The following is a 24,187-nucleotide window of genomic DNA, read 5'->3' on the forward strand; positions in this document are numbered from 1 at the left end:
GTCATGTCCACCATTCACGGCGTTTGTTTAACCGGAAAGCCCGCCGGGCCGCGTGAATGCGAAATAGATGACGTAGAACCAGCTTAGAAATCCGTGCAGGATGGCCCATAGGATAGACTGGTTGGTGGTCCACGAAATAGCAACGGCAATCGCGCTGCCCAATCCTATGCCTGCCTGAGCGGCCTGACCGCCGGTGCTGCTCATAGCTCAACTCCGCTGGCGATAGCTTCCAGCTTCTTGATGCGTTCTTTGAGATCGGCGACTTCGATGCGGGCTGCGCCGACCCCGGCACCGCCTTCGATCTCTGGCGCGCTCGCATGGTGATGCGTCGTATGCGGACGGTCGAGCTCTTCGCGCTTCAAATCAAGCCAGCCCTGCCAAGCACGCAGTAGCGCAAAGGCAACGACACTGATGCCGACCACACAGGTCGCGGCGATCATGAAAATCGGGTCGATCATTCGCTCAAATCCTCCACCTTATTTGAGGCATCCAGTTTGGTTGAAGAGCGCCGCGCGATATCCCCGCGCAGGCTTTCAATTTCTCGGGCAATCCGCTGCGCAGTGCGCGCCTCGGTGCCGTTATTGTCTGTGGCAATCCGTTCGAGCACTTTTACGCGGTCGCGCAATTCCTCAAGCTCGTGCGCATCGATTTCGTCCTGATCGGCGTTGTTGGACGGGGCCGATCGCTCAGACGCTCCCATCTCTATCAAACGGGAGTTTTCGTGGCGCAGGCGCAAATTGCGGTTCCGCTCGTATGCCCACAGCGCGATAAACGCGATCAAGATGATGGCCATCCAGTTCATCGGGCGGTGCTTTCGATTTTTGCCTGCTGTCCGTTGTTGTCACGCAATGCTTCAATCTCTTCCGCAAGGCCGATTGATTGATCGGTGGCGATCCGTTCGAGCACTTCGACGCGCTTGGAAAGCTCCATATCTTTCGGCTCGGTCGCTTCTGGCTGACCAGTCGCACGCTTTGTTTGGCGCAGCAGGAGCCAGACAGCGCTTGCTCCAACAGCCGTCGCCAAAGCAGCGATTTGCAGGGCGTCCATTACCAAAGGCGTGTCGGGACCAAACATCAGGCGTTCTCCGAACTCTTACTGTGGGTGACCTGGAGATCGCGCAGCGCGTCAATCTCGTCCGAAAGCATTTGGCCGCGATCGGTCGCCAGACGTTCGAGTACGCGCAGACGGTCTTCAATCATCGCGGTCCGTTCAGCCAGATCGCTAGTGCTATTGGCTCCGCCGCTCCGGCCATTTTCCCGCTCGTCTTTCTCGAGATAGTAGGCAGTCGCCTTGGAAATGATGCCGTTCACGCTCGCGCCGATAATCGACAGAACAATCAGGACAAAGCCAAAGATCACCACCAGTTCGAGATCCATCACGCGTTTCCTTTGTCCGAAAGGTTCTCAAGCTGGCGATCGCGAAGTTTATCGATCTCGCTGCCAAGCCCGTAACCGCTATCGGTCACGATCCGCTCGACATTGGCCATGCGGTCTTTGACTGAAGCAAGTTCGGCTCTCAGTTCCGCGTTTTCCTGTGTCAGCAGGGTTACGCGTTGGCGGGCTTCACCGTCATTGCTTGGCTTGAGCGACTGGCCCCACATACCTTCGAGCGGGTATCCGTGTCGGATCTTAAGCCGGGTTGTATGGATCCATCCGGCAACACCAGCTGCGCCAATGGCGAGCCCTCCGGCAATGATCCAAGGAAGATGCGGAACGATTGTTGCTGCTGCGTCGACGCTCATGCTTTTTCTTTCTTGTCTAGGTTTAGAGGGACGCCGCTATCGGCGCGTTTCGATGACGTATCGCGCAAAGCTTCGATTTCGTCCGCCAGCGAGTAGCCGCGGTCTGTTACGATCTTTTCGAGGACAACCATGCGGTCTTGCATCGCATCGAGTTTGTCATTGAGATCGCGATTTTCGGTCTTCAGACGCTTGGTTTCAGCGGTGTCGCCACGCTTGCTTTTACCGCCCCATTCGTCTTCTAGCTCGTATCCGTGCTTTGCACGGATCAGATTGTTTAGCAGCCATGCACCATACGAAACGGCAATGATGGCAATGACGAAGCCGGGCCCACCCCAATCCATTACACTCGCTCCCCTGACTTACTGTTGGTTTCCAGTCCAAGCGGAACACCCGCATCAGACGTTTCGACTTCTCTGACGTCGCGCAAAGCTTCGATCTGCGTCGCAATGTCATAACCGCGGTCGGTCACGATGCGCTCGAGCACTTGCACCCGGTCTTCCAGTTTTGCGACCTGGCTCGAATATTGAGCAGCTTTCTCGGCAGTCGCTTGTGCAGTCGTATCGACCTGCATCTCGGCAATTTTCTGCTTATGCTTTGCCCAGATGGCGACCATCGGAATGGTGCAGCCCATGATGATTGCAATGATTGGAATGAATTCACCCGGCACGTGTGCCTCCCTATTTATCTTGTAGTTTAGCGCAGGCGCTCGATTTCGGCGGTCAGACGCGGATTGCTGCTGACATAGTGCGTTTCGACGGCTGCCAGTCGGCGATCAATGTCGCGGAAATTGGCGCGGATTTCGCGTGCTGTGCGCTTTGGACTCTGCCGGACACCTTGCCAGTATTTCTGTTCCTGAGCGTCGCGATAGAGATGCGGCGGTTTCTTGTTCAGCAAGACACCGGCGGCGATGTAAGCAGCGATCGCGAGTGGCCCGAGGGCAAAGATCGTGAGTGCAATCGCTCCTATGCGAACCCAGAAAGTGTCTACGCCTGTATAGTCGGCGATCCCGGAGCAAACACCCATCAATTTGGCGTTGTGCTTGTCACGGTAGAGTTTCGTGCGGGGCGAATTCATTGCTTTGCTCCCTTTTTCTCGGCGAGCATCTGTTCGAGCTCACGCAGTTGCTGGTTGTCGGTTTCCTGGTCCGCCATCAGGCGTTTTACGGGTGAGAATGATGGGTCGTCAGAGGCCACCAGCCGCTCGACAGTATCCATCCGCTCATCCAGGCGCTTGGCGAGGTTGTAGAGCTCTTCGAGCAGCACCTCGTCATCGGTCGTAATGGTCGCCGCGGTCTTCCACTTGGTCACATAGTGCAGGATTACCCACGGAAGGCCGATGAAGAGCGTTGCAACAACAAAAACTGGAATAAAATCGTCCACCTGAAATACCTCTTATTTAATCTTTGTTGTCTGACGCGGGCTTGCCCAACGCCTTCTTCATTTCTGCAAGCTCATCGTCGATCGCGTCCGCGCCTTCGAGCGCAGCGATTTCGTCAGAGAGCGACGGTGTCGCGCTGTCTTCAGCGATTGAGAGCGACTCTGCGCGGCCTTCGGCGTAATCCACCCGCCGTTCGAGCTGGTCGAAACGGGCCAGCGCGTCATCGGTGCGCTCGTTGCTCATCAAAGTGCGTAGTTTCACGCGGTTCTCAGCGCTTTCAAGGCGCGCCGCGATCTGCGTCTGGCGGCTGCGGGCTTCGCGCAGACGGTGCTGCAGTTTTGCAATGTCTTCCTCGTAAGCGCGCAAGGCGTCGTCCAGAACGGCGATTTCCGCTTTGAGCTGATCGCCCATGCCAACGGCTTTTTTCTTCTCAACCAAAGCGGCACGAGCTAGATCTTCGCGCTCTTTGCTCAGCGCAAGCTGGGCTTTGTCCGCCCAGTCAGCTTGCAGCTTGTCGAGCTTGATAACGTGGCGATGCATTTCTTTTTGATCTGCAATAGTGCGCGCCGCGCTCGCCCGGACTTCAACCAGTGTCTCCTCCATTTCGAGGATAATCATGCGGATCATCTTGGTCGGATCGTCCGCCTGATCCAGCATGTCGTTGAAATTCGCAGCGATGATATCTCGGGTGCGGCTAAAAATGCCCATAAAGGCTACTCCATCTAAAAACGGGTTCTTGACGCTCAGGCCAGATTCTTTGTCGTTGCCGTAAGTTTGCGTCGGAGTGGGGCTCCTGCGCAAGGCTTCAATTTCGGCATCCAGACGCGAAAGACCATTTTGGCGCGCAATTGGGCCAAGGGTTTGAACCGAAGCGGGCTTGCTGCCGGGGCGCGCAGGGGCTGTGGCGCCAAGGGCAGCTTTTGCGGGGGACTGATCCCGCTCCGGCTCAAAAGGGTTGGTTTCGCGTTTGGTCACGGTTTGGCTCAAGCCATCTCAGCCAGAACAACAGTGTCGCCATGCGGCTGTGCAAAGCTTGCTGCGTTCGCAGTGCCGGTGCCAAACTGTGAGGTCAGGACGACCATCGCGCTCATGGCTGCGATGCTGGCGAAAGCGGCTTGACCCAGTTTGCTGGACCAGAAACTCTTGGCGAAGAACAGGTTGCTGTACATGGTGGGTATCTCCCGACTTGATAAACTTTTCGGCGTTTCCGGCCCCTTGCCGGTGTGTTCGCCTTGCTTGTCCACCATTTTGCAATCGGCGTGCCAAACTTGAAAAACGGCGCAAAACTGCGGTTTTTGCGCGATCCCCAACTTTTGGTGTTGGTTTCTATTGCCAAGCATTGGGAAATTTCACTATACATTGGCTATGGAGCGCGAAAATCAGTTTATCGGCCAATCCGGGGCATTCCTTGATGCGGTCGAAAGGGCGTCTCGCGCTGCCCCTATGAGCCGCCCAGTGCTCGTCATCGGTGAGCGCGGGACTGGCAAGGAATTGATCGCCGAACGGCTTCACCGTCTATCAACCCGTTGGGATGAGCCTCTCGTCACCATGAATTGCGCGGCGCTTCCTGAAACCCTGATCGAAGCCGAATTGTTCGGTCACGAAGCGGGGGCCTTTACAGGTGCTACCAAAGCGCGCGCCGGAAGGTTTGAAGAAGCCGACAAGGGCACTTTGTTTCTCGACGAACTGGGCACATTGTCGATGGGCGCGCAAGAGCGCCTGCTGAGGGCGGTGGAATATGGCGAAGTCACCCGGATTGGCTCTTCGCGTCCGATCCGCGTTGATGTCCGCATTGTGGCCGCAACCAATGATGATCTGCCCGCGCTGGCCGAAAGCGGTGAATTCCGGGCTGATCTGCTCGATCGGCTTAGCTTTGAAGTCATAACACTGCCGCCTCTGCGCGTTCGCGAAGGCGATGTCGGCGTTTTGGCTCAGCATTTTGCGCGGCGTATGGCGGCTGAATTGGATTGGCATCAATGGCCCGGCTTTGCGCCGCATGTGAACGAGCAACTGGAAAACTACGCCTGGCCCGGCAATGTCCGCGAGCTTCGCAATGTGGTGGAGCGTGCGGTCTATCGCTGGGACGATCCAGCCGAGCCGATCTCACATGTCCAATTCGACCCGTTTGACAGTCCGTGGAAGCCAGTTTCCCCATCGCATCGCAAATCCGAACCGGCTGTCAGGTCTCCAGCAGACGGGCAGGGCGCGCAACCGGCGGGTGCTGGCTCACTTGGTGTTGATCTTGACCATGTCGACGATTTGCGCGCCGCGGTGGATATGCACGAACGGTCAATTGTGCAGCACGCGCTGGGTAAGCACCGCTGGAACCAGCGCCAGACGGCAAAGGCGCTTGGACTGAGCTATGATCAGCTGCGCCATGCGATCAAGAAGCATGGCCTTATGGAAGAGCAAGCAGAGGATTAGACGCCTCTTATCTCCATGTTTCTGCTGCAATAACTGCTTGTTTACCCATGCGCCTTAAAACCCTTCGTGTGAAAGGGGTTTTGTATGCGTATCGTTGGCGATGTGATCGATAATGTTTTCAGCAGCTTCCGGTTGGTTATGCTGCTTATATTCGGTGCTGTTATGCTTTTTGGTCTGTTTATGACCGTCGGAGCAAGCGTTGTTGCGCCGCAAGTCGTCGATGCCGCCGCTGAACGCGCAGAACGTCTGGGTGAACGCGCTATCGAAGCCGAACTCGAAGCAAAGCGTACTCGCGAAATGAGCAAGGATGGCTGGGGTTATTCTGAACCAGGCAGAGGCTCTGGCTCGACTTACGAAGATGGTGAGTATGTTGGCGGCTGGGGCAGCGACGACTAAATACCGCTTCAATACCGCTTTTCAAATAAGTCTGGAATAGTCCGCTTGGCCCTTGCCAAAGCGGCGGAGTGGGCCTAACTGCCTCTCATCCCGACATTGTCGATACAAGTTTGGATGCTGGCGCCGCAAGGGGCCGGCACAAATCGGCTTTGTCATGTTGAAACATTATGACGGATTTTGATGAGCGATATCGCGCGCCTTACTGACCTGATCGAACCGGAAGCTGCGGCTTTGGGTTTTGAACTGGTGCGCGTGAAGATGATGCCATCGGAGGCCGGTGACGGCGGTGAAGCGCTGCAGATCATGGCCGAAGACCCGGCAACGGGTCAGCTTATCATCGAACAATGCGCCGAGCTTTCGCGCCGCGTTTCCGATATGATCGACGCACGCGAAGAAGCGGGCGAAGTGCTGATCGAAGGTGCCTATCACCTCGAAGTGTCATCGCCAGGTATTGATCGTCCTTTGACCCGTGAAAAAGACTTCACGAATTGGGCAGGGCACGAAGCGCGCATCGTTATGACCAAAGGCTGGTCGGGTGACGGAGCCAAAGGTTCGGGCGAACAGCGCGTATTTAAAGGCGAGCTTATCGGCATCGATGGTGATATGGTGCAGATAGACGCCGTAAACTTGGGTAAGGTTGAACTTCCCCAGTCAAAAATTCACGCAGCCAAGCTTGTCCTGACGGATGCGCTGATCGCTGCAACCAAACCGATCGACACCACTGGTGCCGAAGACATTGTAGAAGACACTCAAGAAAAGGCAGACGACTGATGGCCAGTGCCATTTCCGCCAACAAGGCAGAACTTATCGCGATTGCAAACGCTGTTGCTTCGGAAAAGATGATCGACAAATCGATCGTTATCGAAGCGATGGAAGAAGCAATCCAGAAATCAGCCCGTAACCGTTACGGTGCCGAAAACGACATTCGTGCGAAGCTCGATCCGCAAACCGGCGATCTGACGCTGTGGCGCGTTGTCGAAGTGGTCGAGGAAGTTGAAGACTACTTCAAGCAGGTCGATCTGAAGCAGGGCCAGAAACTGCAAGAAGGCGCGGCCATCGGCGACTTTATCGTTGATCCACTGCCTCCAGTTGATCTGGGCCGCATCGATGCCCAGTCCGCAAAGCAGGTTATCTTCCAGAAAGTCCGTGATGCTGAGCGTGAGCGTCAGTTCGAAGAGTTCAAAGACCGCGCTGGTGAAGTTATCACCGGTGTGATCAAGTCGGTCGAATTTGGCCACGTGATCGTCAATCTTGGCCGCGCCGAAGGCGTTATTCGCCGCGATCAGCAAATTCCGCGTGAAGCCGCTCGTGTCGGCGAGCGTGTCCGCGCGCTCATCACCAAAGTGGAACGCAACAATCGCGGTCCGCAAATCTTCCTCTCACGCGCCGCGCCTGATTTCATGCGCAAGCTGTTCGCGCAGGAAGTGCCTGAAATTTACGATGGCATCATCGAAATCAAAGCCGCTGCTCGCGATCCGGGTTCACGCGCCAAGATCGGCGTGATCAGCCACGACAGCAGCATCGACCCGGTCGGCGCCTGCGTTGGTATGAAGGGTAGCCGCGTTCAGGCCGTCGTGCAGGAATTGCAGGGCGAAAAGATCGACATCATTCCATGGTCGGAAGATATCGCGACCTTTATCGTGAACGCCTTGCAGCCGGCAACGGTTGCCCGCGTTGTTCTCGACGAAGACGATGGCCGTATCGAAGTCGTTGTTCCGGATGATCAGCTTTCGCTGGCAATCGGTCGCCGCGGCCAGAACGTGCGTTTGGCCAGCCAGCTTACCGGCAACCAGATCGACATCATGACCGAGGAAGAAGCTTCCGAGAAGCGTTCCAAGGAATTCGCCGAGCGTTCGAAAATGTTCGAAGAAGAGCTCGACGTCGACGAAACGCTTTCGCAGCTGCTCGTGGCCGAAGGCTTCGCGATGCTCGAAGAAGTCGCCTATGTCGACAAGGCCGAACTGGCCGCGATCGAAGGCTTCGACGAGGACCTCGCCGAGGAACTTCAGAGCCGTGCTCTTGAAGCGATCGAGCGTCAGGAAGAAACCCACCGTATCGCCCGCCGCGAACTCGGCGTGGAAGATGATCTGGCGACCATGCCGCATCTCAACGAAGCTATGTTGGTTGTGCTTGGCAAAGCTGGCATCAAAACACTTGATGACTTGGCTGACCTCGCGACTGACGAACTTATCGCGAAGAAACGCGAAGCGCCTCGTCGCCGCAACAACACAGACGGCCCGCCGATGCGTCGTCCGCAGCGTGAACAGGACAAGGGCGGCGTGCTTGGTGAGTATGGCCTGACTGAAGAGCAGGGCAACGAAATCATTATGGCTGCCCGCGCACACTGGTTCGAAGACGAGCCTGACACTCAGGAGGCCGCCGATGCGGACTCCACACAATGAGCGCGTAAGTTCAGACATCGCTGAAACGCCCCGTTCCCGGCAAGCTGATAAAGCTTCCGGGAGCGAGCGGCGCTGCATTCTTTCAGGAGAGACGCATCCTCGCGAAAGCCTCGTGCGGCTTGCGATTTCTCCTGATGGTTTGGTCTTGCCCGATCCCGGTGCAAAGGCACCCGGACGAGGCGCATGGATCGCGCCAGACCGCGCTGCACTTGAAGCGGCGATCGCTGATGGCCATTTCAAACGGGCATTGATGCGCGCCTTCAAGGGCGGGCCGGCCAATACAGACGGAGAGCGCGTAACGCTTTCCTACTCCGATGATTTGCCGCAGCAGATCGAAATGGCACTGACCCGTCACCTGACAGACCGCCTTGGGCTGGAGATGCGCGCTGGCAACGTCGTGGCAGGATCGAGTCGGATCGAGGAACAGGCACGACAAGCCCGTCTCGGCCTATTGCTCCATACCAGCGACAGCAGCGAAGCTGGCCGCAAGAAACTGGACCAGGCCTGGCGCGTGGGAGCCGAAATCGAAGGGTCCGGAGCGCGCGGTCAGGTCTTACCACTGGACCGCGATGCGCTCTCTGTGGCATTGGGCCGCGAGAATGTCGTCCATTTGGGCGTTTCGGGGCGGCCTGAAGATTTGGAAGGTTCCAAAAAGGCCCGCGCGGCGAACCGCGTGGCACAGGCGGTAAATCGCCTAGTGGGATTTGCAGGCGGCGCAGATGCCGTTTGTGATCGGCCTGTTTCAGACGAAGCGCTAGCCGCGCCATCCGGCGCTGGCGGCGACGACAGAATTGATACGTGAAGGATTAACGAGCTAGAATGAGCGACGAACCAGAAAAACGCACCCGTAAACCGCTAGGCCTCAAAAGGGCGGTCGATGCTGGCGAGGTCAAGCAGACCTTTAGCCACGGCCGCACCAACAAGGTTGCGGTTGAGGTGAAGCGCCGCCGCAAGCTCCTTAAGCCCGGCGAAACTCCGCCTGAGCCGACGCCTGCACCGGCCCCTGCGCCCGCACCGGCACCTGAACCCGCAGCTGAAAAGCCCGCGGCCAAGAAGCCTGCGAAACGCGCACCTGCCGGTGAAACCGCGCAGGAACGCGTGAAGCGCCTTCAACTCGAAGCGGAAGAGCAGCGCCTTTCCCAGCTTGCCGATGATCGCAAGCGTGAAGAGCAGCAGGCCAAAAAGCGTGAGGAAGAGGAAGCTCGCCAGCGCGAAGACAACAAGAAGGCCGAGGCAGACGCCGAAAAACGCGCTGCTGAAGAAGCGAAAGCGGCTGAGCAGACTGAGGCTATGGAAGCCGAAGCTCCCGCTGCTGCCGCTGCGCCAGTGGAAGAGGCCAAGCCGGCAGGACGCAAGTTCACTCCTGTCGCGCGTCCAGAGCCGAAGCGCCCTGAAAAGAAGAAGAAAGAGGACAAGCGCGCCCAAAAAGATACAGGCGGCGGCAGCGACAAGCGCCGCTCTGGCAAGCTGACCGTTACCAAAGCGCTGAACGAGGACGAAGGCCGCCGTGCCCGCAGCCTCGCCGCGCTGAAGCGTGCGCGTGAAAAAGAACGCCGTATGCAAGGCGGAGGCTCATCCAAGCCGCGCGAGAAACAGGTTCGCGATGTTATCGTTCCCGAAGCGATCACCGTTGGCGAGCTCGCCAAACGGATGGGCGAAAAGGGTGCGGACCTCGTCAAAGAGCTGTTCAACCTGGATATGATGGTCACCGTCAACCAGACGATTGATCAGGAAACCGCCGAACTGCTCGTCGAACAATTCGGCCACAATATCGAGAAGGTTTCTGAAGCCGATATCGACATTGTCGCTGAAGAAGATGTTGATCCGGAAGAGACGCAAAAACCGCGTCCACCGGTCGTCACCATCATGGGCCATGTCGACCACGGCAAAACCTCGCTGCTCGATGCCCTGCGCGGCGCCAATGTAGTCAAAGGCGAAGCGGGCGGTATCACGCAGCATATCGGCAGCTATCAGATCACAACCAAGGGCAAGAAGAAGATCACCTTCCTCGACACCCCGGGCCACGCCGCATTCACCGAAATGCGTCAACGCGGCGCGAATGTGACTGATATTGTTGTGCTGGTTGTGGCGGCGGATGACGGCATCATGCCGCAGACCATCGAAGCCATTAAGCACACCAAAGCGGCTGGCGTCCCGATGATCGTTGCTATTAACAAGATGGATAAGCCGGAAGCCGATCCGAACAATATCCGCAGCCGTTTGCTCGAACACGAAGTGATCGTGGAATCGATGTCGGGTGAAGTTCAGGATGTCGAAATTTCGGCGACCAAGAAAACCGGTCTTGATGAGCTGATTGAGAAGATCGAGCTGCAGGCTGAATTGCTTGAGCTGAAAGCACGCCCGGATCGCGATGCGGATGCGACTGTGATCGAAGCTCAGCTGGACAAGGGTCGCGGCCCTGTTGCGACTGTGCTCATCACACGCGGCACTCTGAAGCGCGGCGATACATTCGTCGTCGGCACGCAAAGCGGCCGTGTGCGTGCGATCGTCAATGATCAGGGTAAGCAGATCAAGGAAGCTGGCCCGTCCATGCCGGTCGAGGTCCTTGGCCTTGGCGGTGTGCCGTCGGCCGGCGATCAGCTGACCGTGGTCGAAAACGAACAGCGCGCCCGCGAAGTGGCCGAATATCGCCAGGAAAAGGCAACCGAACAGCGGACCGCCCTGGCCCCGACCAGCTTCGATACGATGTTCAACAATCTTGCATCGGATGTCATCGAATGGCCGGTTCTGGTCAAAGCTGACGTTCAGGGCTCGGTTGAGGCGATTGTTACCTCGCTGCACAACATTTCGACCGACGACATCAAAGTCCGCGTGCTGCACGCAGGCGTCGGCGCGATCACGGAAAGCGATGTTACGCTTGCCGCTGCATCGAATGCGCCGATTATCGGTTTCGGCGTGCGTCCAAACGCGAAAGCGCGCGAACTCGTCAAACGCGATGGCGTGCGGATGATGTATTACGATGTCATCTATCACCTGACCGAAGCGGTCGCGAAGGAAATGGCCGGCGAGCTTGGTCCGGAACGGATCGAAACCGTTGTTGGCCGTGCTGCGGTTCAACAGGTCTTCAAATCGGGCAAGCGCGACAAAGCGGCCGGTCTGCTGGTCGAAGAGGGCGTTATTCGCAAAGGCCTCTTCGCACGTCTCACGCGCGAAGATGTTATCGTTTCGGCGACAACCATCGCCTCGCTGCGGCGCTTTAAGGACGACGTGGACGAAGTCCGCTCAGGCCTCGAATGCGGCGTAGTGCTCGAAGACACGAACGATATTCAGCCGGGCGACCAGCTGGAAGTCTTCGAAGTTGAAGAGCGCGAACGGACGATTGAGGTGGGGTGAGGACCGCTAACACTTGAGTGATCAGGAAGGCGACCACGACGACAGTCGGTACATGACCAACGAAGAGTTGGAGGCGCGTCGCTGGGCAGCGCTTCCTTGGCACAAGCGCATGTTAGAGAGGCTTTTGTCCGCCGGTTGCTCGATTGATCTTTTCGTAATCGTACTGCTCATCGGTTTGCCGACGTTGTGGTTCAGCTAGGGTCGAATGAATGAGCTGGGAAGACCAAATTCAGGCGGGGGCCGAAGGTTCGCCGCACTCAAACCTACTCGGTTCAGAATTCGTCTCCTTCGACGAGGAAACGCTGACTGCCACCATGCAGTTCACGGTCAAACGTGAAATGACCACATGGCGCGGCGGCGTGCAGGGCGGTTTGGTCGCCGGGTATCTCGATGATGTGATGGGCTATGCCTATGTCGCGGCCACTGGCGGCGAGATGGCACCGCTCAACCTCGAGATTTCCATGTCGCTGATCCGCTTGATCCCGGAGGGCGCCAAAGTGATTGGCAAGGGCAGGGTGGTGAAAGCCGGGCGGCGCGTTGTCTTTCTCGAAGGGGAGTTGTTGGCCGAGGACGGCACGATCTATGCCCGCTCTACTTCCACTGCGATCCCGACACCGCGTCCGTCGCCCACCGAAACGGGCATGGGCTGATGGCCAAAGAACAGAGACGCTATCTGGCGCTGCTGGGCAGCATCAATATTGGCGGCAACCGGATCAAGATGGTTGATCTGAAAGCCGCGCTTGAAGCGGCGGGTTTCAAGGATGTTTCGACCGTCGCGGCAAGCGGCAATGTGATCCTGACCGACTCTCGCGATGCGCCGACCATTGAAGCCGAGCTCGAAAGCACTGTGCAAGGAACATTTGGTTTTAAATCCTGCGCGATGGTCCGCACCGAGGCGGAAGTCCGTGCTGCGATTGACGAAAACCCGTTCCATGGCATCGGGCCGGAGCACGGATCCGATAAGATGGTGCATTCAATCTTTCTGAACCATCAGCCTGAACAGGCGAGCGTTGATGCTCTGATCGAGGAACACAAATCAAAGGGCAGCGAGCGGCTTGCCTTGGGTGACCGCGTGCTGTTTCTCGACTATGTGCACGGCGTTGGTGTGTCCGATCTATCCAGCAAGTTTCTGGAGCGGAGGCTTGGCTGTAAGGGCACGGCTCGCAATATGAACTCGCTCAAGAATATCCTTTCAAAGATGGTGTAGCCCGATGGCCCGCAAAGATCCCTTTACCGCCGAACAGCAATCGGTCCGCGTCCTGAAGGTGGGCGAGCGGGTGCGGCATATCCTGTCTGAACTTCTTGCGCGGCAGGAAGTGCATGATGAGGTTGTGAGTGCTTCGAACATTTCGGTTACAGAAGTTCGTCTCACGCCGGATCTGCGGAACGCCACCGCTTATGTGAAACCGCTATTGGGCGCGAGTGAAGACGATGTGGTGCAAGCGCTGCGCCAGAACACAGCGTTTCTTCAACGCGAAGTTGCCAAGCGGCTGGGCCTGAAATTCGCGCCCAAGCTTAAGTTCCGCAAGGATGAGAGCTTTGCCGAGGCGGATCGTATCGAAGAGCTGCTGCGCGATCCAAAGGTTGCGCGCGACCTTGATGATGAAGACGGTGAAGACGCCTAATTCGGTGTCATCCGCGCGCGAAATTTAATCTTCACATTGTTGCCCACGACCAGCTGATAGCTTTTCATGCCGTATTTGCGCCGGTCAATTGTCGTGGTCGCGGTGAAACTGACGGCTTCTCTTGCGCCGGCTTTGTTAGGATCGCTGTCGAATCTTACGTCCAGCGTTTGAGGCTTGGTTACGCCGCGTGCGGTGAGGTTCCCTGAAACTGTCCCCCGGGTTGGGGAGGAAAGCGTGAGCGATTTGCCTACGAAGCGAACCGTAGGATACTTTTCGACCCAGAAAAACTTGTCTCCGCGCAGCCGTTTAAGCGTGGTCTCGTCCGGTGCGGTTAAAGATGTTGTATCGAATGTGACGTCGATAGCCGCTCTTTCAGGAGCATCGGGAACAATGACTGCCTTGCCCCGCATTTTGGGGATCGTCATGGTCTTGCTGGACAGACCGAAAAACGAGACTTTGGCGCTCAGTTCGCTGGCGCCGGGGTCCAGCGAGTAATTGCGCGGCGCGCTGGTGTTACCGGCAAAAGCCAATGCCAAAAGAGGCACGAATATCAGGTGTTTTGGTCGCAAAGTCTTGCTCCTTGTTACCCCGTTATACGTCCCACTTGCGCAGAAGGTTTCACTTGGTGAAATTTGTGCGGCGGGATGGATCAATGACCCATCCCGCAATCACGTCAGCTTGCTATCCGCCCGAACCGGGTAGCGCATAGGCAACCGGCGCATCCGGACCGAGCGGAATGCCGAGATAGAACCACAGCACGATCAGCAGGGTGCCGGATACCAGCAGCCAGATCGAATAGGGCACCATCATCGCGGTAAGGCTACCTAGACCGAAGTCTTTCACCCAACGCTGCGCAAAGACGAGGATCAGCGGGAAATACACCATTAGCGGCGTGATGATGTTGGTTGCGCTGTCACCGACACGGTAAGCAGCCGTTGCGCCTTCAGGACTGATCCCGAGCAGCATCAGCATCGGCACGAGGATCGGCGCAAGCAATGCCCACTTCGCGCTGGCGGACCCAACGAAGAGGTTCAGCAGACCGGCAAAGATCACCATAAGCCCAAGCACGATTGGCAGCGGCAATCCGGTGGACTGGATCGCATCGGCGCCGTGAACGGCGGAGATCAGGCCAAGGTTCGACCAACCGAACATCGCAACAAAGTGCGCGGCGGCGAAGGCGAGGACGAGGTAATACCCCATGTCCTTCATCGATTCCGCCATCATGTTCACCAGATCGCGGTGGTTCTTGATCGCGCCAACCGCGCGGCCATAGGCCCAACCTGCAAGCAGGAAGAGCAGGAAGAACGCTGCGACCAGAGACTGGTAAAGCGGGCGAAGTTCCGAATGGATCGAGCAATCTGGAATGGCTGCACCGGCTTCGTTCAAGCACGCACCTTCATTGATCAAAGGCGTGCCCGGGGCGAAGACCATCGCCACCCAAAGCAGGACGACGAAAAGGACCGCCAGACCCGCATGACGCAGACCTTTGCTGGCGAGTGCCGGGTCTTGCACGGTCGGATCGGCATCATCGCCAGCGCCCGCGATTGCGCCGCCGGTCCAAGGACCAAGGCGCGGTTCGATGACTTTGTCTGTGACGTACCAAATGATCGGCAAGAACAGGAATGTCATAGCGCTGATGAAGTACCAGTTGCCCGCGATGTTTGCCGTCCATGATGGATCAAGCGCGCTCGCAGCAACGGCCTCTTCGGTGATGCCGAACAGCAAGGCATCAAGCTGGCCCGGCGAGATGTTGGCCGAGAAGCCACCCGAAACGCCCGCAAATGCAGCTGCGATACCAGCCAGCGGATGGCGTCCGGCAGCCGCAAACAGGATGCCAGCGAGCGGGATCAGCACCACATAACCCGCATCGGCCGCATGGTTGCCCAGCATCGCGACGAGCGCGACAACCGGCGTGAGGAGAGCTGTTGGCGCCGCTTTGACAGCTTTTGCCATGCCCGCAGCGAAGAAGCCGGAGCGTTCGGCGACACCAGCACCCAGCATCACGACCAAAACATAGCCGAGCGGGTGAAAGTGCGTGAATGTCTTAGGCATTTCAACCCAGAGGCGTTGGATGTTGTCTGCCGATAGCAGACTGACCGCTTCGATCTGAAGCGGTGCTCCGGTGGCTTCATCGAGCGTTGTCGGATGGAACGCCGACACGCCAAGTGCAGCGCAGATGATCGAAACCACGACCAGTGCGACGATCAGATAGAAGAACAAAAACACCGGATCAGGCAGCTTATTGCCGCTCCGTTCGATCCAGCCCAGAATGCCGGTCATCCCCTGACCGCCGTTTTCAGCTGCTGCCGCACCTGCCATGAAAAATCCCCATTTTGTATTCGCAATTGGCCGTGTGCCTAACATTGCGGCGCGCGCCTGTCTGCCCTCTGAACGCGCTGCCTGTTGATGCGCAGTGGACACAGCGCCGCGCACGCTTGTGCTGCGAGGTGCGCGGTGCAAGTCTTGCGGGCATGGCAAAGCTGTATTTCTATTATTCGAGCATGAATGCGGGCAAATCGACGACTCTGCTTCAGGCCGATTTCAATTACCGCGAACGCGGCATGACAACGATGTTGTGGACCGCCGAACTGGACACGCGCAGTGACGGGATGGTGCGCAGCCGCATCGGACTTGAGGCCGGTGCGTATCTTTATGCTCCCGATACCGATCTTTGGTCGGCGATCAGTGTGGCGCATGAAAACACGCCGTTCGATTGTGTTCTGATTGATGAAGCGCAGTTCCTGACCAAGGAGCAGGTCTGGCAGCTTGCCAAACTGGCGGATCAGGTCGGCATCCCGATCCTGTGTTACGGCATCCGCACCGATTTTCAGGGTGAATTGTTTCCAGGTTCGGCGGCTCTGCTTGGCATTGCCGATGCGCTCGTCGAGTTGAAGGCAGTGTGCCATTGCGGGCGCAAAGCCTCGATGAATTTGCGCGTCGACGCAGAGGGCAAGCCGGTGGCTGAGGGCGCCCAAACAGAGATCGGCGGGAACGACCGCTATTTGGCACTGTGCCGGAAACATTTCAGCGAAGCGTTGGAAGCCTAGCTTAAGGCTGCGCGGCACCCTACTTACCGACAATGTCTGAAACCATCATCCTCGCACTGATCCTGATCCCGTGCCTCGTCATCGCGATTGTCTTTCATGAAGTCGCGCATGGCTATGCTGCCAAGGCATTGGGAGACAACACGGCGAGCGATCGCGGTCGGTTGACGCTCAACCCGATCCCGCATGTCGATCCAGTGGGCACATTGTTGGTCCCGGGGTTTCTCGCGCTTTTCGGCGGTCCGGTGTTTGGTTGGGCCAAGCCTGTGCCGGTCAACAAGCACCGTCTGAACAATCCGAGATACGGAATGATGGCCGTTGCGGCTGCTGGTCCGGCGAGCAATTTCGTACTCGCCCTGATCGCCGCAATCCTGTTCGGATTGTTCGCGCCGGAAGGCGTGCGCTTTGGCGATGATGTCGGACTGTCGATGCTGCTTGTCGATGCGGGCGGCGATCTGCGCCCGCTAACGTCAATGCTCTACTACTCGATCTTGATGAATGTCTTTCTCGGCCTGTTTAACCTGTTGCCGATCCCACCATTTGATGGATCGCACATTGTTGGCGGAATGTTGCCTGATCGGCTTCGCGCGGAGTGGGAGAAGCTGCAACAGGTCGGCATGTTCCTGTTTATCGCGATCATCGCGGCGAGCTGGGTTTTTGGAACCGGCTGGATTGCGCAGATTGTGATGCCGCCCGTTTCATGGACGGTGGACCAGTACCTGAGCATCGCGCAGTTTATCGGAAGCTAGACCCCGCCCACGGCGTCAATAAATCGGGCGTCTGAATGGCGATCCAGCAACGCTTTGAGCCAATATTCGCGCGCCGATTTCTCAACGCAGGCGACAATACATCCGCCAAAGCCGCCTCCGGTAAGACGCGCTCCCACTGCACCCAGTTCGGTCGCAGTTTCCACCAGCGCATCAATTTCCGGCAATGACATCTCGAACAGATCACGCATCGACACGTGGCTTTCATTCATGGCTCCGCCGAGTGCGGGCATATCGCCTGCCCCAAGCGCGGCGATGGCTGAGTGAACACGGATATTCTCGCTGACACAGTGGAGCGCGCGGTTCTTGGGCGCGTCATCCAAATCCGCGCTGACAACATCATCCCAATCGAGCAAACATAAATCTTCGGTGCCGAAGTACCGTTTGGCGGTGTCGCATTCCACTTTGCGGGCGGCGTAGCGGCCGTCGGTCAGCTTGCGGGTCTTGCCCGAATGCACGACCACCAGCTCATGCGTGCTGGGCAGGGCGACAAGCGTGTAGTCGAGCAAGCGTGTGTCCAGCGCCATCGCCGTGCCCGGTGTCGCGAGCGCGACCGCCATCTGGTCCATGATGCCGCACGGCACACCCATATAATTGTTCTCGACCCGGCGGGCCGCCACCGCGAGTTCGACATCGCTTGGGCCTTCGCCTTTCGCGGCGCGGGCGGCCTTCAGCACGGCAACGATCAACGCAGCGGAAGAGGATAGACCTGAGCCTTCTGGAATGGTCGAGACAACGTCCAACGTCGCTCCGCCATCGAGCAGTCCGAGTGTGTTTGCCTCGCGCAATGCACCGACACAAGGATCCGCCCAATCGCCCACGGCTTCGTCCGCCAAATCTCGGATCGCCGGGGCATCATAGCCGCCCGAGCTGACCGCAACAGCGCTGTCGCCGCGTGGAGCTAGAGTGACCTCAAGGCCAACTGCCAGCGCGGCTGGCAAAACCATTCCGCCATTATAATCGGTGTGTTCGCCGATCAGATTGACGCGGCCCGGCGCGCTTGCAGTGAAGTGCTCGCTCACTTTTCGTGTTCTCTCAAGGCAGCGACCGCGCTTTCCGGCATGACATCGACGGTGAAGGTACCGGTGTGCTGTTCGACAGAGGCAAGATATTTCTGCCGACCGGGTGCGCGCAGCAATGGGTAGAATTGCACGGTGAAGTGGTAGTTTTCTGATCCGCCAGCGGGTGCGGCGTGGAATGCCATCATCGTCGCAGCAGGTTGCCGGAACAGCGCATCATAGCGACGTGTCACTTCACCAAGCCAATAGGCGAGGCCTTCGAGCTCTTCATCACTGCAGTCCCACGGCCCTTCGCGTCGGATGCGCGGTGCGATCCAGACTTCGTAAGGGAAGCGGGCAAAGCGCGGCACGAAAGCAGCGACGCCGCCTGTTTCGCCGAGGCCATAATCGGGTAGGGCGGCGGTGATCTCGCTCGCCAAGTCGTATCCATCCGCAAAGGCATCAATCGCGCGCTGCTGAATTTCGGGCACCCTTTCAAACCCGTAAATCTGCCCATGCGGATGGTGCAGGGTCACGCCCACTTCGTCACCGCGATTTTCGAAGGGCAGGACATAGCGACAACCCGCATCGAAAAGCGTTTGATAGCGGTCAATCAAGGCCGCGATCAGCACCTGGCGGCGATCGCCACCTATCGAGTGCAAATTGCCAGTGGTTTCCGGCCCGTAGACCACGACATCGCACGCGCCTTTGGCTGGTTCGCTGGTGATACCTGCAAGCTCAGCAGCATTCGCAGCGCTCGGGTGGAAAGCCGCAAACTTGTTTTCGAAAATCGCCAGTTCGAAATCGCTGAATGGTATTTCGGTTTCCGGGCCATCGGGCCGCGTTGGGGCAAGTGGATCGTCTGCGGCGCTCGGTTTGAATGTGCGGTTTTGCCTATGCGCGGCATAGACATTCCATTCATTGCGCAGCGGATGGTGACGGATCTCGCCGCCTTGCGCGATCTCATCCGCGCTTTCCGGTTGCAGCGGCAGATCGTGCGATGTGCGGCCATACAGGTGCAGCATGCGCCCGTCCGCCTTGCGGTGATCGCGGCGATAGGTCGGCGCGCCGCCAAGCGAGCGGGGAAGGGAGACCGGCTCGCTCATGCCGCGACAATCCGGTTTGTGAACCAGTTTTCGACCCGTTCCTGAGCGGCCTTATCAAGATGCAGCCGCAGTTTGCTCCGCCGCCACAGCACATCCTCTGCGCTCGTCACAAATTCATGGTCGACGAGATATTCGAGCTCGCGCGCATAGAGATCGCCGCCCAGATGTTCGCCCATATCATTCAGGCCGCGCGCATCCCCGATAAGCGTTTCCACTCTGGTGCCGTAAGCGCGGAACAAGCGGCGCATGCCTTCGGCTGGAAACCAGTCATATTCCATCTGGAGTTTCGCAAGCTGCGCATCGAATTGCTCAACAGGAATATCCCCGCCTGGCAGATATTTATCAGCAGTCCATGCGTCACCCGGCAGCCCGAGTTTCTCAATCGCATGCTCGGCAAGTTTGCGATAGGTCGTGATTTTGCCGCCAAATATCGAAAGCAGCGGCGGCGCTTTACCATCCTCGCCCTGGTCCAGCTCGAACACATAATCGCGCGTGACGGTCGAATTGTTTGCCGACTTGTCATCATAGAGCGGGCGAACCCCGGCATAGCTGGACACGGCTTGTTCCGGCGAAATATCTGCCTTCAGATACTCGTTCGCGGCATCACAGATATAGGCGGCCTCTTCGGGCGAAATGTCGATCCCTGTCGGGTCGCCTTCAAAACCCTGATCGGTTGTCCCGACCAAAGTGAAGTCACGTTCATAGGGTATCGCAAAGATGATCCGGTCATCTTTATTCTGGAAAATGTAGCAATGATCACCCTCGAACAGGCGCGGGAAGATCAGATGGCTGCCTTTCACGAGGCGCAGGTTTTCATGCGCGTTACCCGGCATCGCGCGGCCAAGCACTTTATCGACCCATGGACCTGCTGCATTCACCACATTGAGGGCGGCAACGCGCTCTTCCGTGCCATTGGATGTGCGCAGATCAGCGATCCAGATGTCTTTGCGGCGGTCCAATCCGGTGCATTCGGTTTGCGTGCGGATGTCCGCCCCATGCTCTTTCGCATCGACGCAATTGAGCACGACAAGCCGCGAATCTTCGACCCAGCAATCGGAATATTCAAATCCGGTTTCGAGCCGGTCCTCCAGAATCCCGCCATGCGGCGCGGCATGCAGGTCGAGCGTGCGGGTAGGGGGCAGGATTTTCCGCCCACCCAGATTGTCATACATAAACAGGCCGAGGCGCAGCATCCATTTTGGACGCAGGCCCTTGTCATGAGGCAACACGAAGCGCAGCGGCCAGATTATGTGCGGCGCGATCTTCAGCAAGCGCTCCCGCTCGATCAGGCTTTCGCGAACCAGCCGGAATTCCATATGCTCCAGATAGCGCAACCCGCCGTGCACCAGTTTGGTTGAGGCGCTGGAGGTGTGGCTTGCGAGATCATCCTTCTCGACCAGCAAGACAGAAAGGCCGCGTCCGGCGGCATCGCGGGCAATTCCGGCGCCATTGATCCCGCCGCCAATTACCAGCAGATCATAGGGTTCGCTCATTGTCGGGCTTACTCGCAGGCTTCGAGGTGATAGATCAGACACGTATCAGGGAACGTGAGTGGCGGTTGCATACCATGCCCCATCAACGCTGCACCTGAAAAGATGTGCCCGTCTTCGCGCAAATCGGCTGCATCAACGATTGAGGGCATGCTTATTGACGGATTGAACCACGGCCAAATCATCCGGACCCGGTATTTCGCATCCGGGTTCAAACCGCCCAGCACGATGCGGGCAGGCATTGTGGCCAGTTCGGTTTCCAGCTTGGCGAAGGAAAAGATCGCTTCGCACTGATCCTGAGCGACGCAGCCGACCAAGTTGCTTGTCTCGCCACGCTCAAGCCGGATGAAACGGCCCGAATGGATCAGATCACGGTGTTTCTTATGAAGCGCGATCCCGGCTTTCAGCGTCTTGAAATCCGCCTCGCTTTCATCGCGCAGATCCAGCTCCATTCCCATATGACCCAACATCGCGCTGCCCACGCGGAAAGCCATACTGAACTCGCGCCCGGTGATGTGGCACCGGCGAGGGCCGACATGGTTGCCAAGCACTTTGAGAGGGAAAAAATGGCTTGCCCCGCGCATGATATGCTGGCGCTGGCGCGCATCGTTGTTGTCCGAAGTCCAGATCCGGTCGGCATGGCGCATAATGCCGAAATCCGCGCGCGCTCCGCCCGATGAACAGCTTTCAATCTCAAGATCGGGATGAGCGCTGCGCAGCTTCGCGATCAGCTGGTAAACCGCCTGTGTCTGACGATGCATCGCGCCGCGACCGCTGCTGGCGGGGTGGTTCGTGTCGCGGTTCATGTCCCATTTGATGTAGGCGATCTGGTATGTGCCGACGAGGTCGGTGATCCGCTCGAACAGATAATCGAACACAGCTGTTTTGGTCAGATCAAGCGTCAGCTGTCCACGGAACGGGACGGCATCGACGCCTTCTGCTTTGAGCACCCAGTCGGGATGTGCGCGGTACAGGTCGCTGTCTGGGTTGACCATTTCCGGTTCAAACCACAATCCGAATTCCATGCCGAGTTCGCGGACTTTGTCAGCAAGCGGGTGAAGGCCGTTTGGATACAATTCTGGAGTAACCCACCAATCGCCGAGCCCAGCGCCATCGTGGCGGCGCGATCCGAACCAGCCATCGTCGAGCACAAACCGCTCCGCGCCGACATTGGCGGCGGCTTGCGCGAGATCAAGCAGATCATCCTCTTTGTGGTTGAAATAGACGGCTTCCCACGTGTTGTAGTGGACTGGCCGCGGTTTGGCATTGGTACGCGCGTCGAGCACTTCGCCGTTCAAATAATCGTGAAACGCATGGCTGACCGCGTTGAAACCGTTGTCAGACCAACACGCGAGGAAGTCGGGTGTCTGATAGCTTTCGCCCTGACTCAGCCGGATTTCACCGGGGAATGATAGCTCGCCCATCTGAACGAGTGAATGACCGTCGCTGTGACGATCTATTCGTAGGCGGTGATTGCCGCTCCATGCGAGATGAAAGCCGAGCGCCATTCCACCATTTTCGGAAGTCTGCGGAGTCGCCATGATTCCGCCGGGAAATACATTGTGGCTGGTGCGGCCAGATTTGTTTTCGCGGACGATGCTGCCTTTGAAGTCGGGGACTTCCTCAATCGCGAATTCGTGCGCCCATTTGCCTGTAAAGCTAAGGAAACGTGTAAGCCGAGGGTCGAGCGGCAGACAAAGGGCTGCGCACCAATCGACCTCCAGATCGCGCTGACCCGTATTCTCAATTGTGGTGCTGCAAACAAGCATGCCAGTGCCTTCGCTCAGGGCGAGGGTGTGCTGTGCTGCGATGCCGGTGGTTTTGTCTTTGCAGAAGATGCTGATCTCTGCCGGAGACATCTGTTCGACGCGTTCGATTCGCAGATCGATGGCCCAATCCTCGCCTGATCGATGCGCGATCAGGCCCGATGGACCGGAGATTCCCGTCCCTATTTCATTGAGAATTGACCCGCGCAAAGGAACAGAAGCGCTGCCGGGGGCGTGTTGCTGGGTTGAAAGCAAGGCCAATTCATCCGGATCAACGCCCGGCAAATCACGTCCTGCATAAACAACAATCGGACGCATGCCTTTGCTGGCTTCCAGCGCGATCAAAGTGCCTCCTGCGCGGAGCGCGTAAAAGGAATGGTCGGCCTCGGCCTGATCGGCTGGATCGTCAGCTGGAACAGGGCCGTGCTGATGAACCGCAATATCGCTGTTCACAGGCGTCTCGCCGGCGTCAATGCCGCTATCATTATCCGCATAAGCAGCGGCGCCATTTTCTGACGTATCAGCCATCCAAGGAATCCATCCCGTGTCCCATCGCGTCTCGGCTCAAAATCCCCATCAGCCGACCTGCGTCTCAAGCCAGTCAATTTCGCCGATATGGCGCAATTGTGAAGAGGTGTTTTGGCAGCGCATGAATTTTTTGGTATCTCGCTTGCGTCAAAGGAGTTGTGGTCGGCATGTGGGAAGAGAAGGTCTACAAGCAGAATATGCATCTGTCTCCCATCGGGGGCATAAAGATTGCTTGTTTCTTGAACAAAGGTGTCGGCGTTTTGACCGCGCGACGCACATTGCCGCATTTCACTCTCGTCTATGTAACTCGGGGCAAGGGGCATTACCGCGATGAACGCGGAATTGAGCTGGATGTGAATGCCGGCGATGCGATCCTCATCTATCCAGGCGTCGAGCATTGGTACGGCCCCGCGAGAGGTGAAAGCTGGGATGAATTCTATCTCGTTTTCGAAGGGCCTGTCTTTGATCTGTGGCGTGAGGCGAAGTGCATAGATGAGGAGCGACCCGTAATTGCGTTGCATCCGATGGACTTCTGGCGAGATAGAATCCTGGGCCTGATCAGTGGAGCAAGCGCGCAGACCGAGAATGAGCTTGTACGAGAGTCTATCGGTCTTCAGGGCCTGCTAGCCGACATCGCCAAGGCGAGCGAAGTGGACATGGTTGATGATATCGCCTGGCTCGAGCAAGCAAAGCAAGCGATAGCGGAGACGATGGACGTTCGCATCGCCGCGACGCGGATGGAGCAATCCTATGAAGCATTCCGCAAACGTTTTCGAAAGCTGTCTGGCCGTTCACCCGGGCGATATCGCACCAGCCTCTTGATGGAGCGCGCTTGTACGATGTTAAGCGAGCCGGGAGTATTGTTGCGCGACATTTCCGACGAGCTGGGTTTTTGCGACGAATACCACTTCAGCCGCCAGTTCAGCAAAACGGTTGGTTGGTCGCCATCCGAATACCGTTCGAGAATTGGGCGTGACCAAACAATGATTTGATAATTTGGTCCTTGTTTGACCTCTTTCGGCTTAAATTTGCGCCTAGCAAGGGGCTTCGTTGCAAATTTGCGACACATTCGCGCTGCCAATGGCAAATGATGCGTGGGTAAATCCCAAAAAGTTCATGCCAGTCCAATCCGCCCATGGAAAACATCCCGGCGTAAGGCAGAATTTACA

31 protein-coding genes are annotated in these 24,187 nt (G+C 57.6%); 13 read left to right on the top strand and 18 right to left on the bottom strand.

Annotated elements, in window-relative coordinates; translation table 11 throughout:
* Positions 1-27 precede the first annotated feature (27 nt).
* From MWU39_RS03515 to MWU39_RS03570, 12 genes are all read right to left on the bottom strand, one after another.
* A complete protein-coding gene (locus MWU39_RS03515; protein WP_247158594.1) occupies positions 28-204 on the bottom strand; it encodes a hypothetical protein in 177 nt (58 codons plus the stop codon).
* The gene (locus tag MWU39_RS03520; protein ID WP_247158595.1) at positions 201-458 is read right to left on the bottom strand and encodes a hypothetical protein; all 258 of its coding nucleotides are present in this window, start codon (positions 456-458) and stop codon (positions 201-203) included. The genes MWU39_RS03515 and MWU39_RS03520 overlap by 4 nt, the downstream gene beginning before the upstream one ends.
* Complete coding sequence (locus tag MWU39_RS03525) at positions 455-802, bottom strand: hypothetical protein (RefSeq protein WP_247158596.1); 348 nt, start codon at positions 800-802, stop codon at positions 455-457. Before MWU39_RS03525 ends, MWU39_RS03520 begins: the two co-directional genes overlap by 4 nt.
* Positions 799-1,074 carry a hypothetical protein gene (locus MWU39_RS03530; RefSeq protein ID WP_247158597.1) on the bottom strand — a complete coding sequence of 92 codons (276 nt, stop codon included), beginning with the start codon at positions 1,072-1,074 and terminating at the stop codon, positions 799-801. The genes MWU39_RS03525 and MWU39_RS03530 overlap by 4 nt, the downstream gene beginning before the upstream one ends.
* Positions 1,074-1,376 carry a hypothetical protein gene (locus MWU39_RS03535; RefSeq protein ID WP_247158598.1) on the bottom strand — a complete coding sequence of 101 codons (303 nt, stop codon included), beginning with the start codon at positions 1,374-1,376 and terminating at the stop codon, positions 1,074-1,076. The genes MWU39_RS03530 and MWU39_RS03535 overlap by 1 nt, the downstream gene beginning before the upstream one ends.
* Positions 1,376-1,741: a hypothetical protein gene (locus MWU39_RS03540; RefSeq protein WP_247158599.1), complete on the bottom strand. Its 366-nt coding sequence runs from the start codon at positions 1,739-1,741 to the stop codon at positions 1,376-1,378. The genes MWU39_RS03535 and MWU39_RS03540 overlap by 1 nt, the downstream gene beginning before the upstream one ends.
* Positions 1,738-2,082 carry a hypothetical protein gene (locus MWU39_RS03545; protein WP_247158600.1) on the bottom strand — a complete coding sequence of 115 codons (345 nt, stop codon included), beginning with the start codon at positions 2,080-2,082 and terminating at the stop codon, positions 1,738-1,740. The genes MWU39_RS03540 and MWU39_RS03545 overlap by 4 nt, the downstream gene beginning before the upstream one ends.
* On the bottom strand, positions 2,082-2,372 hold the full coding sequence (locus tag MWU39_RS03550) for a hypothetical protein (RefSeq protein ID WP_247160294.1): 291 nt from the start codon (positions 2,370-2,372) through the stop codon (positions 2,082-2,084). The genes MWU39_RS03545 and MWU39_RS03550 overlap by 1 nt, the downstream gene beginning before the upstream one ends.
* A 62-nt stretch (positions 2,373-2,434) precedes the next feature.
* On the bottom strand, positions 2,435-2,815 hold the full coding sequence (gene pspC / locus MWU39_RS03555) for an envelope stress response membrane protein PspC (RefSeq protein ID WP_247158601.1): 381 nt from the start codon (positions 2,813-2,815) through the stop codon (positions 2,435-2,437).
* Positions 2,812-3,120, bottom strand: a complete 309-nt coding sequence (gene pspB / locus MWU39_RS03560) for an envelope stress response membrane protein PspB (protein ID WP_247158602.1) — start codon at positions 3,118-3,120, stop codon at positions 2,812-2,814. Before pspB ends, pspC begins: the two co-directional genes overlap by 4 nt.
* Before the next feature lie 16 nt (positions 3,121-3,136).
* Positions 3,137-3,826: a phage shock protein PspA gene (pspA, locus tag MWU39_RS03565; protein ID WP_247160295.1), complete on the bottom strand. Its 690-nt coding sequence runs from the start codon at positions 3,824-3,826 to the stop codon at positions 3,137-3,139.
* A 275-nt stretch (positions 3,827-4,101) separates the two neighbouring features.
* Positions 4,102-4,365: a hypothetical protein gene (locus MWU39_RS03570; RefSeq protein ID WP_247158603.1), complete on the bottom strand. Its 264-nt coding sequence runs from the start codon at positions 4,363-4,365 to the stop codon at positions 4,102-4,104.
* Positions 4,366-4,483: 118 nt separating this feature from the next.
* Here MWU39_RS03570 and pspF point away from each other — a divergent pair, with 118 nt between their 5' ends.
* The 10 genes from pspF to rbfA all read left to right on the top strand — a co-directional run bounded on the left by pspF (position 4,484) and on the right by rbfA (position 13,319).
* Positions 4,484-5,542: a phage shock protein operon transcriptional activator gene (pspF, locus tag MWU39_RS03575; protein ID WP_247158604.1), complete on the top strand. Its 1,059-nt coding sequence runs from the start codon at positions 4,484-4,486 to the stop codon at positions 5,540-5,542.
* An 84-nt stretch (positions 5,543-5,626) separates the two neighbouring features.
* Positions 5,627-5,938, top strand: coding sequence for a hypothetical protein (locus MWU39_RS03580; RefSeq protein WP_247158605.1), 312 nt, complete (start codon positions 5,627-5,629; stop codon positions 5,936-5,938).
* Between the two features lie 180 nt (positions 5,939-6,118).
* Positions 6,119-6,709, top strand: coding sequence for a ribosome maturation protein RimP (rimP, locus tag MWU39_RS03585; protein WP_247158606.1), 591 nt, complete (start codon positions 6,119-6,121; stop codon positions 6,707-6,709).
* Positions 6,709-8,340 (top strand): transcription termination factor NusA, encoded by a 1,632-nt coding sequence (gene nusA, locus MWU39_RS03590; RefSeq protein ID WP_247158607.1) that lies wholly within the window; start codon positions 6,709-6,711, stop codon positions 8,338-8,340. The genes rimP and nusA overlap by 1 nt, the downstream gene beginning before the upstream one ends.
* Positions 8,321-9,142, top strand: coding sequence for a DUF448 domain-containing protein (locus MWU39_RS03595; RefSeq protein ID WP_247158608.1), 822 nt, complete (start codon positions 8,321-8,323; stop codon positions 9,140-9,142). Before nusA ends, MWU39_RS03595 begins: the two co-directional genes overlap by 20 nt.
* Positions 9,143-9,159: 17 nt before the next feature.
* Positions 9,160-11,694, top strand: coding sequence for a translation initiation factor IF-2 (gene infB, locus MWU39_RS03600; RefSeq protein ID WP_247158609.1), 2,535 nt, complete (start codon positions 9,160-9,162; stop codon positions 11,692-11,694).
* A gap of 13 nt (positions 11,695-11,707) precedes the next feature.
* A complete protein-coding gene (locus tag MWU39_RS03605; RefSeq protein ID WP_247158610.1) occupies positions 11,708-11,893 on the top strand; it encodes a hypothetical protein in 186 nt (61 codons plus the stop codon).
* Positions 11,894-11,903: 10 nt separating this feature from the next.
* Positions 11,904-12,344, top strand: a complete 441-nt coding sequence (locus tag MWU39_RS03610) for a PaaI family thioesterase (protein WP_247158611.1) — start codon at positions 11,904-11,906, stop codon at positions 12,342-12,344.
* On the top strand, positions 12,344-12,901 hold the full coding sequence (locus MWU39_RS03615) for a DUF1697 domain-containing protein (RefSeq protein WP_247158612.1): 558 nt from the start codon (positions 12,344-12,346) through the stop codon (positions 12,899-12,901). The genes MWU39_RS03610 and MWU39_RS03615 overlap by 1 nt, the downstream gene beginning before the upstream one ends.
* Positions 12,902-12,905: 4 nt before the next feature.
* Positions 12,906-13,319 (top strand): 30S ribosome-binding factor RbfA, encoded by a 414-nt coding sequence (rbfA, locus tag MWU39_RS03620; RefSeq protein WP_247158613.1) that lies wholly within the window; start codon positions 12,906-12,908, stop codon positions 13,317-13,319.
* Here the strand turns inward: rbfA and MWU39_RS03625 are convergent.
* Both MWU39_RS03625 and MWU39_RS03630 read right to left on the bottom strand, forming a co-directional pair.
* The gene (locus MWU39_RS03625) at positions 13,316-13,888 is read right to left on the bottom strand and encodes a YceI family protein (protein WP_247158614.1); all 573 of its coding nucleotides are present in this window, start codon (positions 13,886-13,888) and stop codon (positions 13,316-13,318) included. The two genes, rbfA and MWU39_RS03625, sit on opposite strands and share 4 nt — an antisense overlap.
* 112 nt (positions 13,889-14,000) lie before the next feature.
* Positions 14,001-15,638, bottom strand: a complete 1,638-nt coding sequence (locus tag MWU39_RS03630) for an AbgT family transporter (RefSeq protein ID WP_247158615.1) — start codon at positions 15,636-15,638, stop codon at positions 14,001-14,003.
* A gap of 152 nt (positions 15,639-15,790) precedes the next feature.
* Here MWU39_RS03630 and MWU39_RS03635 point away from each other — a divergent pair, with 152 nt between their 5' ends.
* A complete protein-coding gene (locus MWU39_RS03635; protein ID WP_247158616.1) occupies positions 15,791-16,366 on the top strand; it encodes a thymidine kinase in 576 nt (191 codons plus the stop codon).
* Between the two features lie 32 nt (positions 16,367-16,398).
* Positions 16,399-17,112: a site-2 protease family protein gene (locus tag MWU39_RS03640; RefSeq protein ID WP_247158617.1), complete on the top strand. Its 714-nt coding sequence runs from the start codon at positions 16,399-16,401 to the stop codon at positions 17,110-17,112.
* Here the strand turns inward: MWU39_RS03640 and galK are convergent.
* From galK to MWU39_RS03660, 4 genes are read right to left on the bottom strand one after another with little or no spacing between them, the layout of a single operon-like run.
* Positions 17,109-18,152 carry a galactokinase gene (gene galK / locus MWU39_RS03645; RefSeq protein WP_247158618.1) on the bottom strand — a complete coding sequence of 348 codons (1,044 nt, stop codon included), beginning with the start codon at positions 18,150-18,152 and terminating at the stop codon, positions 17,109-17,111. The two genes, MWU39_RS03640 and galK, sit on opposite strands and share 4 nt — an antisense overlap.
* Positions 18,149-19,234: a galactose-1-phosphate uridylyltransferase gene (locus MWU39_RS03650; protein WP_247158619.1), complete on the bottom strand. Its 1,086-nt coding sequence runs from the start codon at positions 19,232-19,234 to the stop codon at positions 18,149-18,151. The genes galK and MWU39_RS03650 overlap by 4 nt, the downstream gene beginning before the upstream one ends.
* The gene (gene glpD, locus MWU39_RS03655; RefSeq protein WP_247158620.1) at positions 19,231-20,727 is read right to left on the bottom strand and encodes a glycerol-3-phosphate dehydrogenase; all 1,497 of its coding nucleotides are present in this window, start codon (positions 20,725-20,727) and stop codon (positions 19,231-19,233) included. Before glpD ends, MWU39_RS03650 begins: the two co-directional genes overlap by 4 nt.
* An 8-nt stretch (positions 20,728-20,735) precedes the next feature.
* A complete protein-coding gene (locus MWU39_RS03660) occupies positions 20,736-23,018 on the bottom strand; it encodes an alpha-galactosidase (protein ID WP_247158621.1) in 2,283 nt (760 codons plus the stop codon).
* Positions 23,019-23,185: 167 nt separating this feature from the next.
* Between MWU39_RS03660 and MWU39_RS03665 the strand changes: the two genes are divergently transcribed.
* Positions 23,186-24,010 (top strand): AraC family transcriptional regulator, encoded by an 825-nt coding sequence (locus tag MWU39_RS03665; RefSeq protein ID WP_247158622.1) that lies wholly within the window; start codon positions 23,186-23,188, stop codon positions 24,008-24,010.
* Positions 24,011-24,187 lie beyond the last annotated feature (177 nt).

Source organism: Erythrobacter sp. F6033, assembly GCF_023016005.1.
Classification (GTDB): domain Bacteria; phylum Pseudomonadota; class Alphaproteobacteria; order Sphingomonadales; family Sphingomonadaceae; genus Erythrobacter.

Excerpts from the sequence above, each read along its gene's own strand:
- MWU39_RS03540 (WP_247158599.1), bottom strand. The coding sequence starts at position 1,741 with ATGAGCGTCGACGCAGCAGCAACAATCGTTCCGCATCTTCCTTGGATC.
- MWU39_RS03545 (WP_247158600.1), bottom strand. The coding sequence starts at position 2,082 with ATGGATTGGGGTGGGCCCGGCTTCGTCATTGCCATCATTGCCGTTTCG.
- pspC (WP_247158601.1), bottom strand. The coding sequence starts at position 2,815 with ATGAATTCGCCCCGCACGAAACTCTACCGTGACAAGCACAACGCCAAA.
- MWU39_RS03640 (WP_247158617.1), top strand. The coding sequence starts at position 16,399 with ATGTCTGAAACCATCATCCTCGCACTGATCCTGATCCCGTGCCTCGTC.
- MWU39_RS03550 (WP_247160294.1), bottom strand. The coding sequence starts at position 2,372 with ATGGGCTGCACCATTCCGATGGTCGCCATCTGGGCAAAGCATAAGCAG.
- pspF (WP_247158604.1), top strand. The coding sequence starts at position 4,484 with ATGGAGCGCGAAAATCAGTTTATCGGCCAATCCGGGGCATTCCTTGAT.
- MWU39_RS03520 (WP_247158595.1), bottom strand. The coding sequence starts at position 458 with ATGATCGACCCGATTTTCATGATCGCCGCGACCTGTGTGGTCGGCATC.
- pspA (WP_247160295.1), bottom strand. The coding sequence starts at position 3,826 with ATGGGCATTTTTAGCCGCACCCGAGATATCATCGCTGCGAATTTCAAC.
- rbfA (WP_247158613.1), top strand. The coding sequence starts at position 12,906 with ATGGCCCGCAAAGATCCCTTTACCGCCGAACAGCAATCGGTCCGCGTC.
- MWU39_RS03570 (WP_247158603.1), bottom strand. The coding sequence starts at position 4,365 with ATGGTGGACAAGCAAGGCGAACACACCGGCAAGGGGCCGGAAACGCCG.
- nusA (WP_247158607.1), top strand. The coding sequence starts at position 6,709 with ATGGCCAGTGCCATTTCCGCCAACAAGGCAGAACTTATCGCGATTGCA.
- MWU39_RS03535 (WP_247158598.1), bottom strand. The coding sequence starts at position 1,376 with ATGGATCTCGAACTGGTGGTGATCTTTGGCTTTGTCCTGATTGTTCTG.
- MWU39_RS03515 (WP_247158594.1), bottom strand. The coding sequence starts at position 204 with ATGAGCAGCACCGGCGGTCAGGCCGCTCAGGCAGGCATAGGATTGGGC.
- MWU39_RS03530 (WP_247158597.1), bottom strand. The coding sequence starts at position 1,074 with ATGTTTGGTCCCGACACGCCTTTGGTAATGGACGCCCTGCAAATCGCT.
- rimP (WP_247158606.1), top strand. The coding sequence starts at position 6,119 with ATGAGCGATATCGCGCGCCTTACTGACCTGATCGAACCGGAAGCTGCG.
- MWU39_RS03615 (WP_247158612.1), top strand. The coding sequence starts at position 12,344 with ATGGCCAAAGAACAGAGACGCTATCTGGCGCTGCTGGGCAGCATCAAT.
- MWU39_RS03580 (WP_247158605.1), top strand. The coding sequence starts at position 5,627 with ATGCGTATCGTTGGCGATGTGATCGATAATGTTTTCAGCAGCTTCCGG.
- MWU39_RS03610 (WP_247158611.1), top strand. The coding sequence starts at position 11,904 with ATGAGCTGGGAAGACCAAATTCAGGCGGGGGCCGAAGGTTCGCCGCAC.
- MWU39_RS03525 (WP_247158596.1), bottom strand. The coding sequence starts at position 802 with ATGAACTGGATGGCCATCATCTTGATCGCGTTTATCGCGCTGTGGGCA.
- MWU39_RS03660 (WP_247158621.1), bottom strand. The coding sequence starts at position 23,018 with ATGGCTGATACGTCAGAAAATGGCGCCGCTGCTTATGCGGATAATGAT.
- MWU39_RS03595 (WP_247158608.1), top strand. The coding sequence starts at position 8,321 with ATGCGGACTCCACACAATGAGCGCGTAAGTTCAGACATCGCTGAAACG.
- MWU39_RS03665 (WP_247158622.1), top strand. The coding sequence starts at position 23,186 with ATGTGGGAAGAGAAGGTCTACAAGCAGAATATGCATCTGTCTCCCATC.
- MWU39_RS03635 (WP_247158616.1), top strand. The coding sequence starts at position 15,791 with ATGGCAAAGCTGTATTTCTATTATTCGAGCATGAATGCGGGCAAATCG.
- infB (WP_247158609.1), top strand. The coding sequence starts at position 9,160 with ATGAGCGACGAACCAGAAAAACGCACCCGTAAACCGCTAGGCCTCAAA.
- glpD (WP_247158620.1), bottom strand. The coding sequence starts at position 20,727 with ATGAGCGAACCCTATGATCTGCTGGTAATTGGCGGCGGGATCAATGGC.
- MWU39_RS03650 (WP_247158619.1), bottom strand. The coding sequence starts at position 19,234 with ATGAGCGAGCCGGTCTCCCTTCCCCGCTCGCTTGGCGGCGCGCCGACC.
- MWU39_RS03630 (WP_247158615.1), bottom strand. The coding sequence starts at position 15,638 with ATGGCAGGTGCGGCAGCAGCTGAAAACGGCGGTCAGGGGATGACCGGC.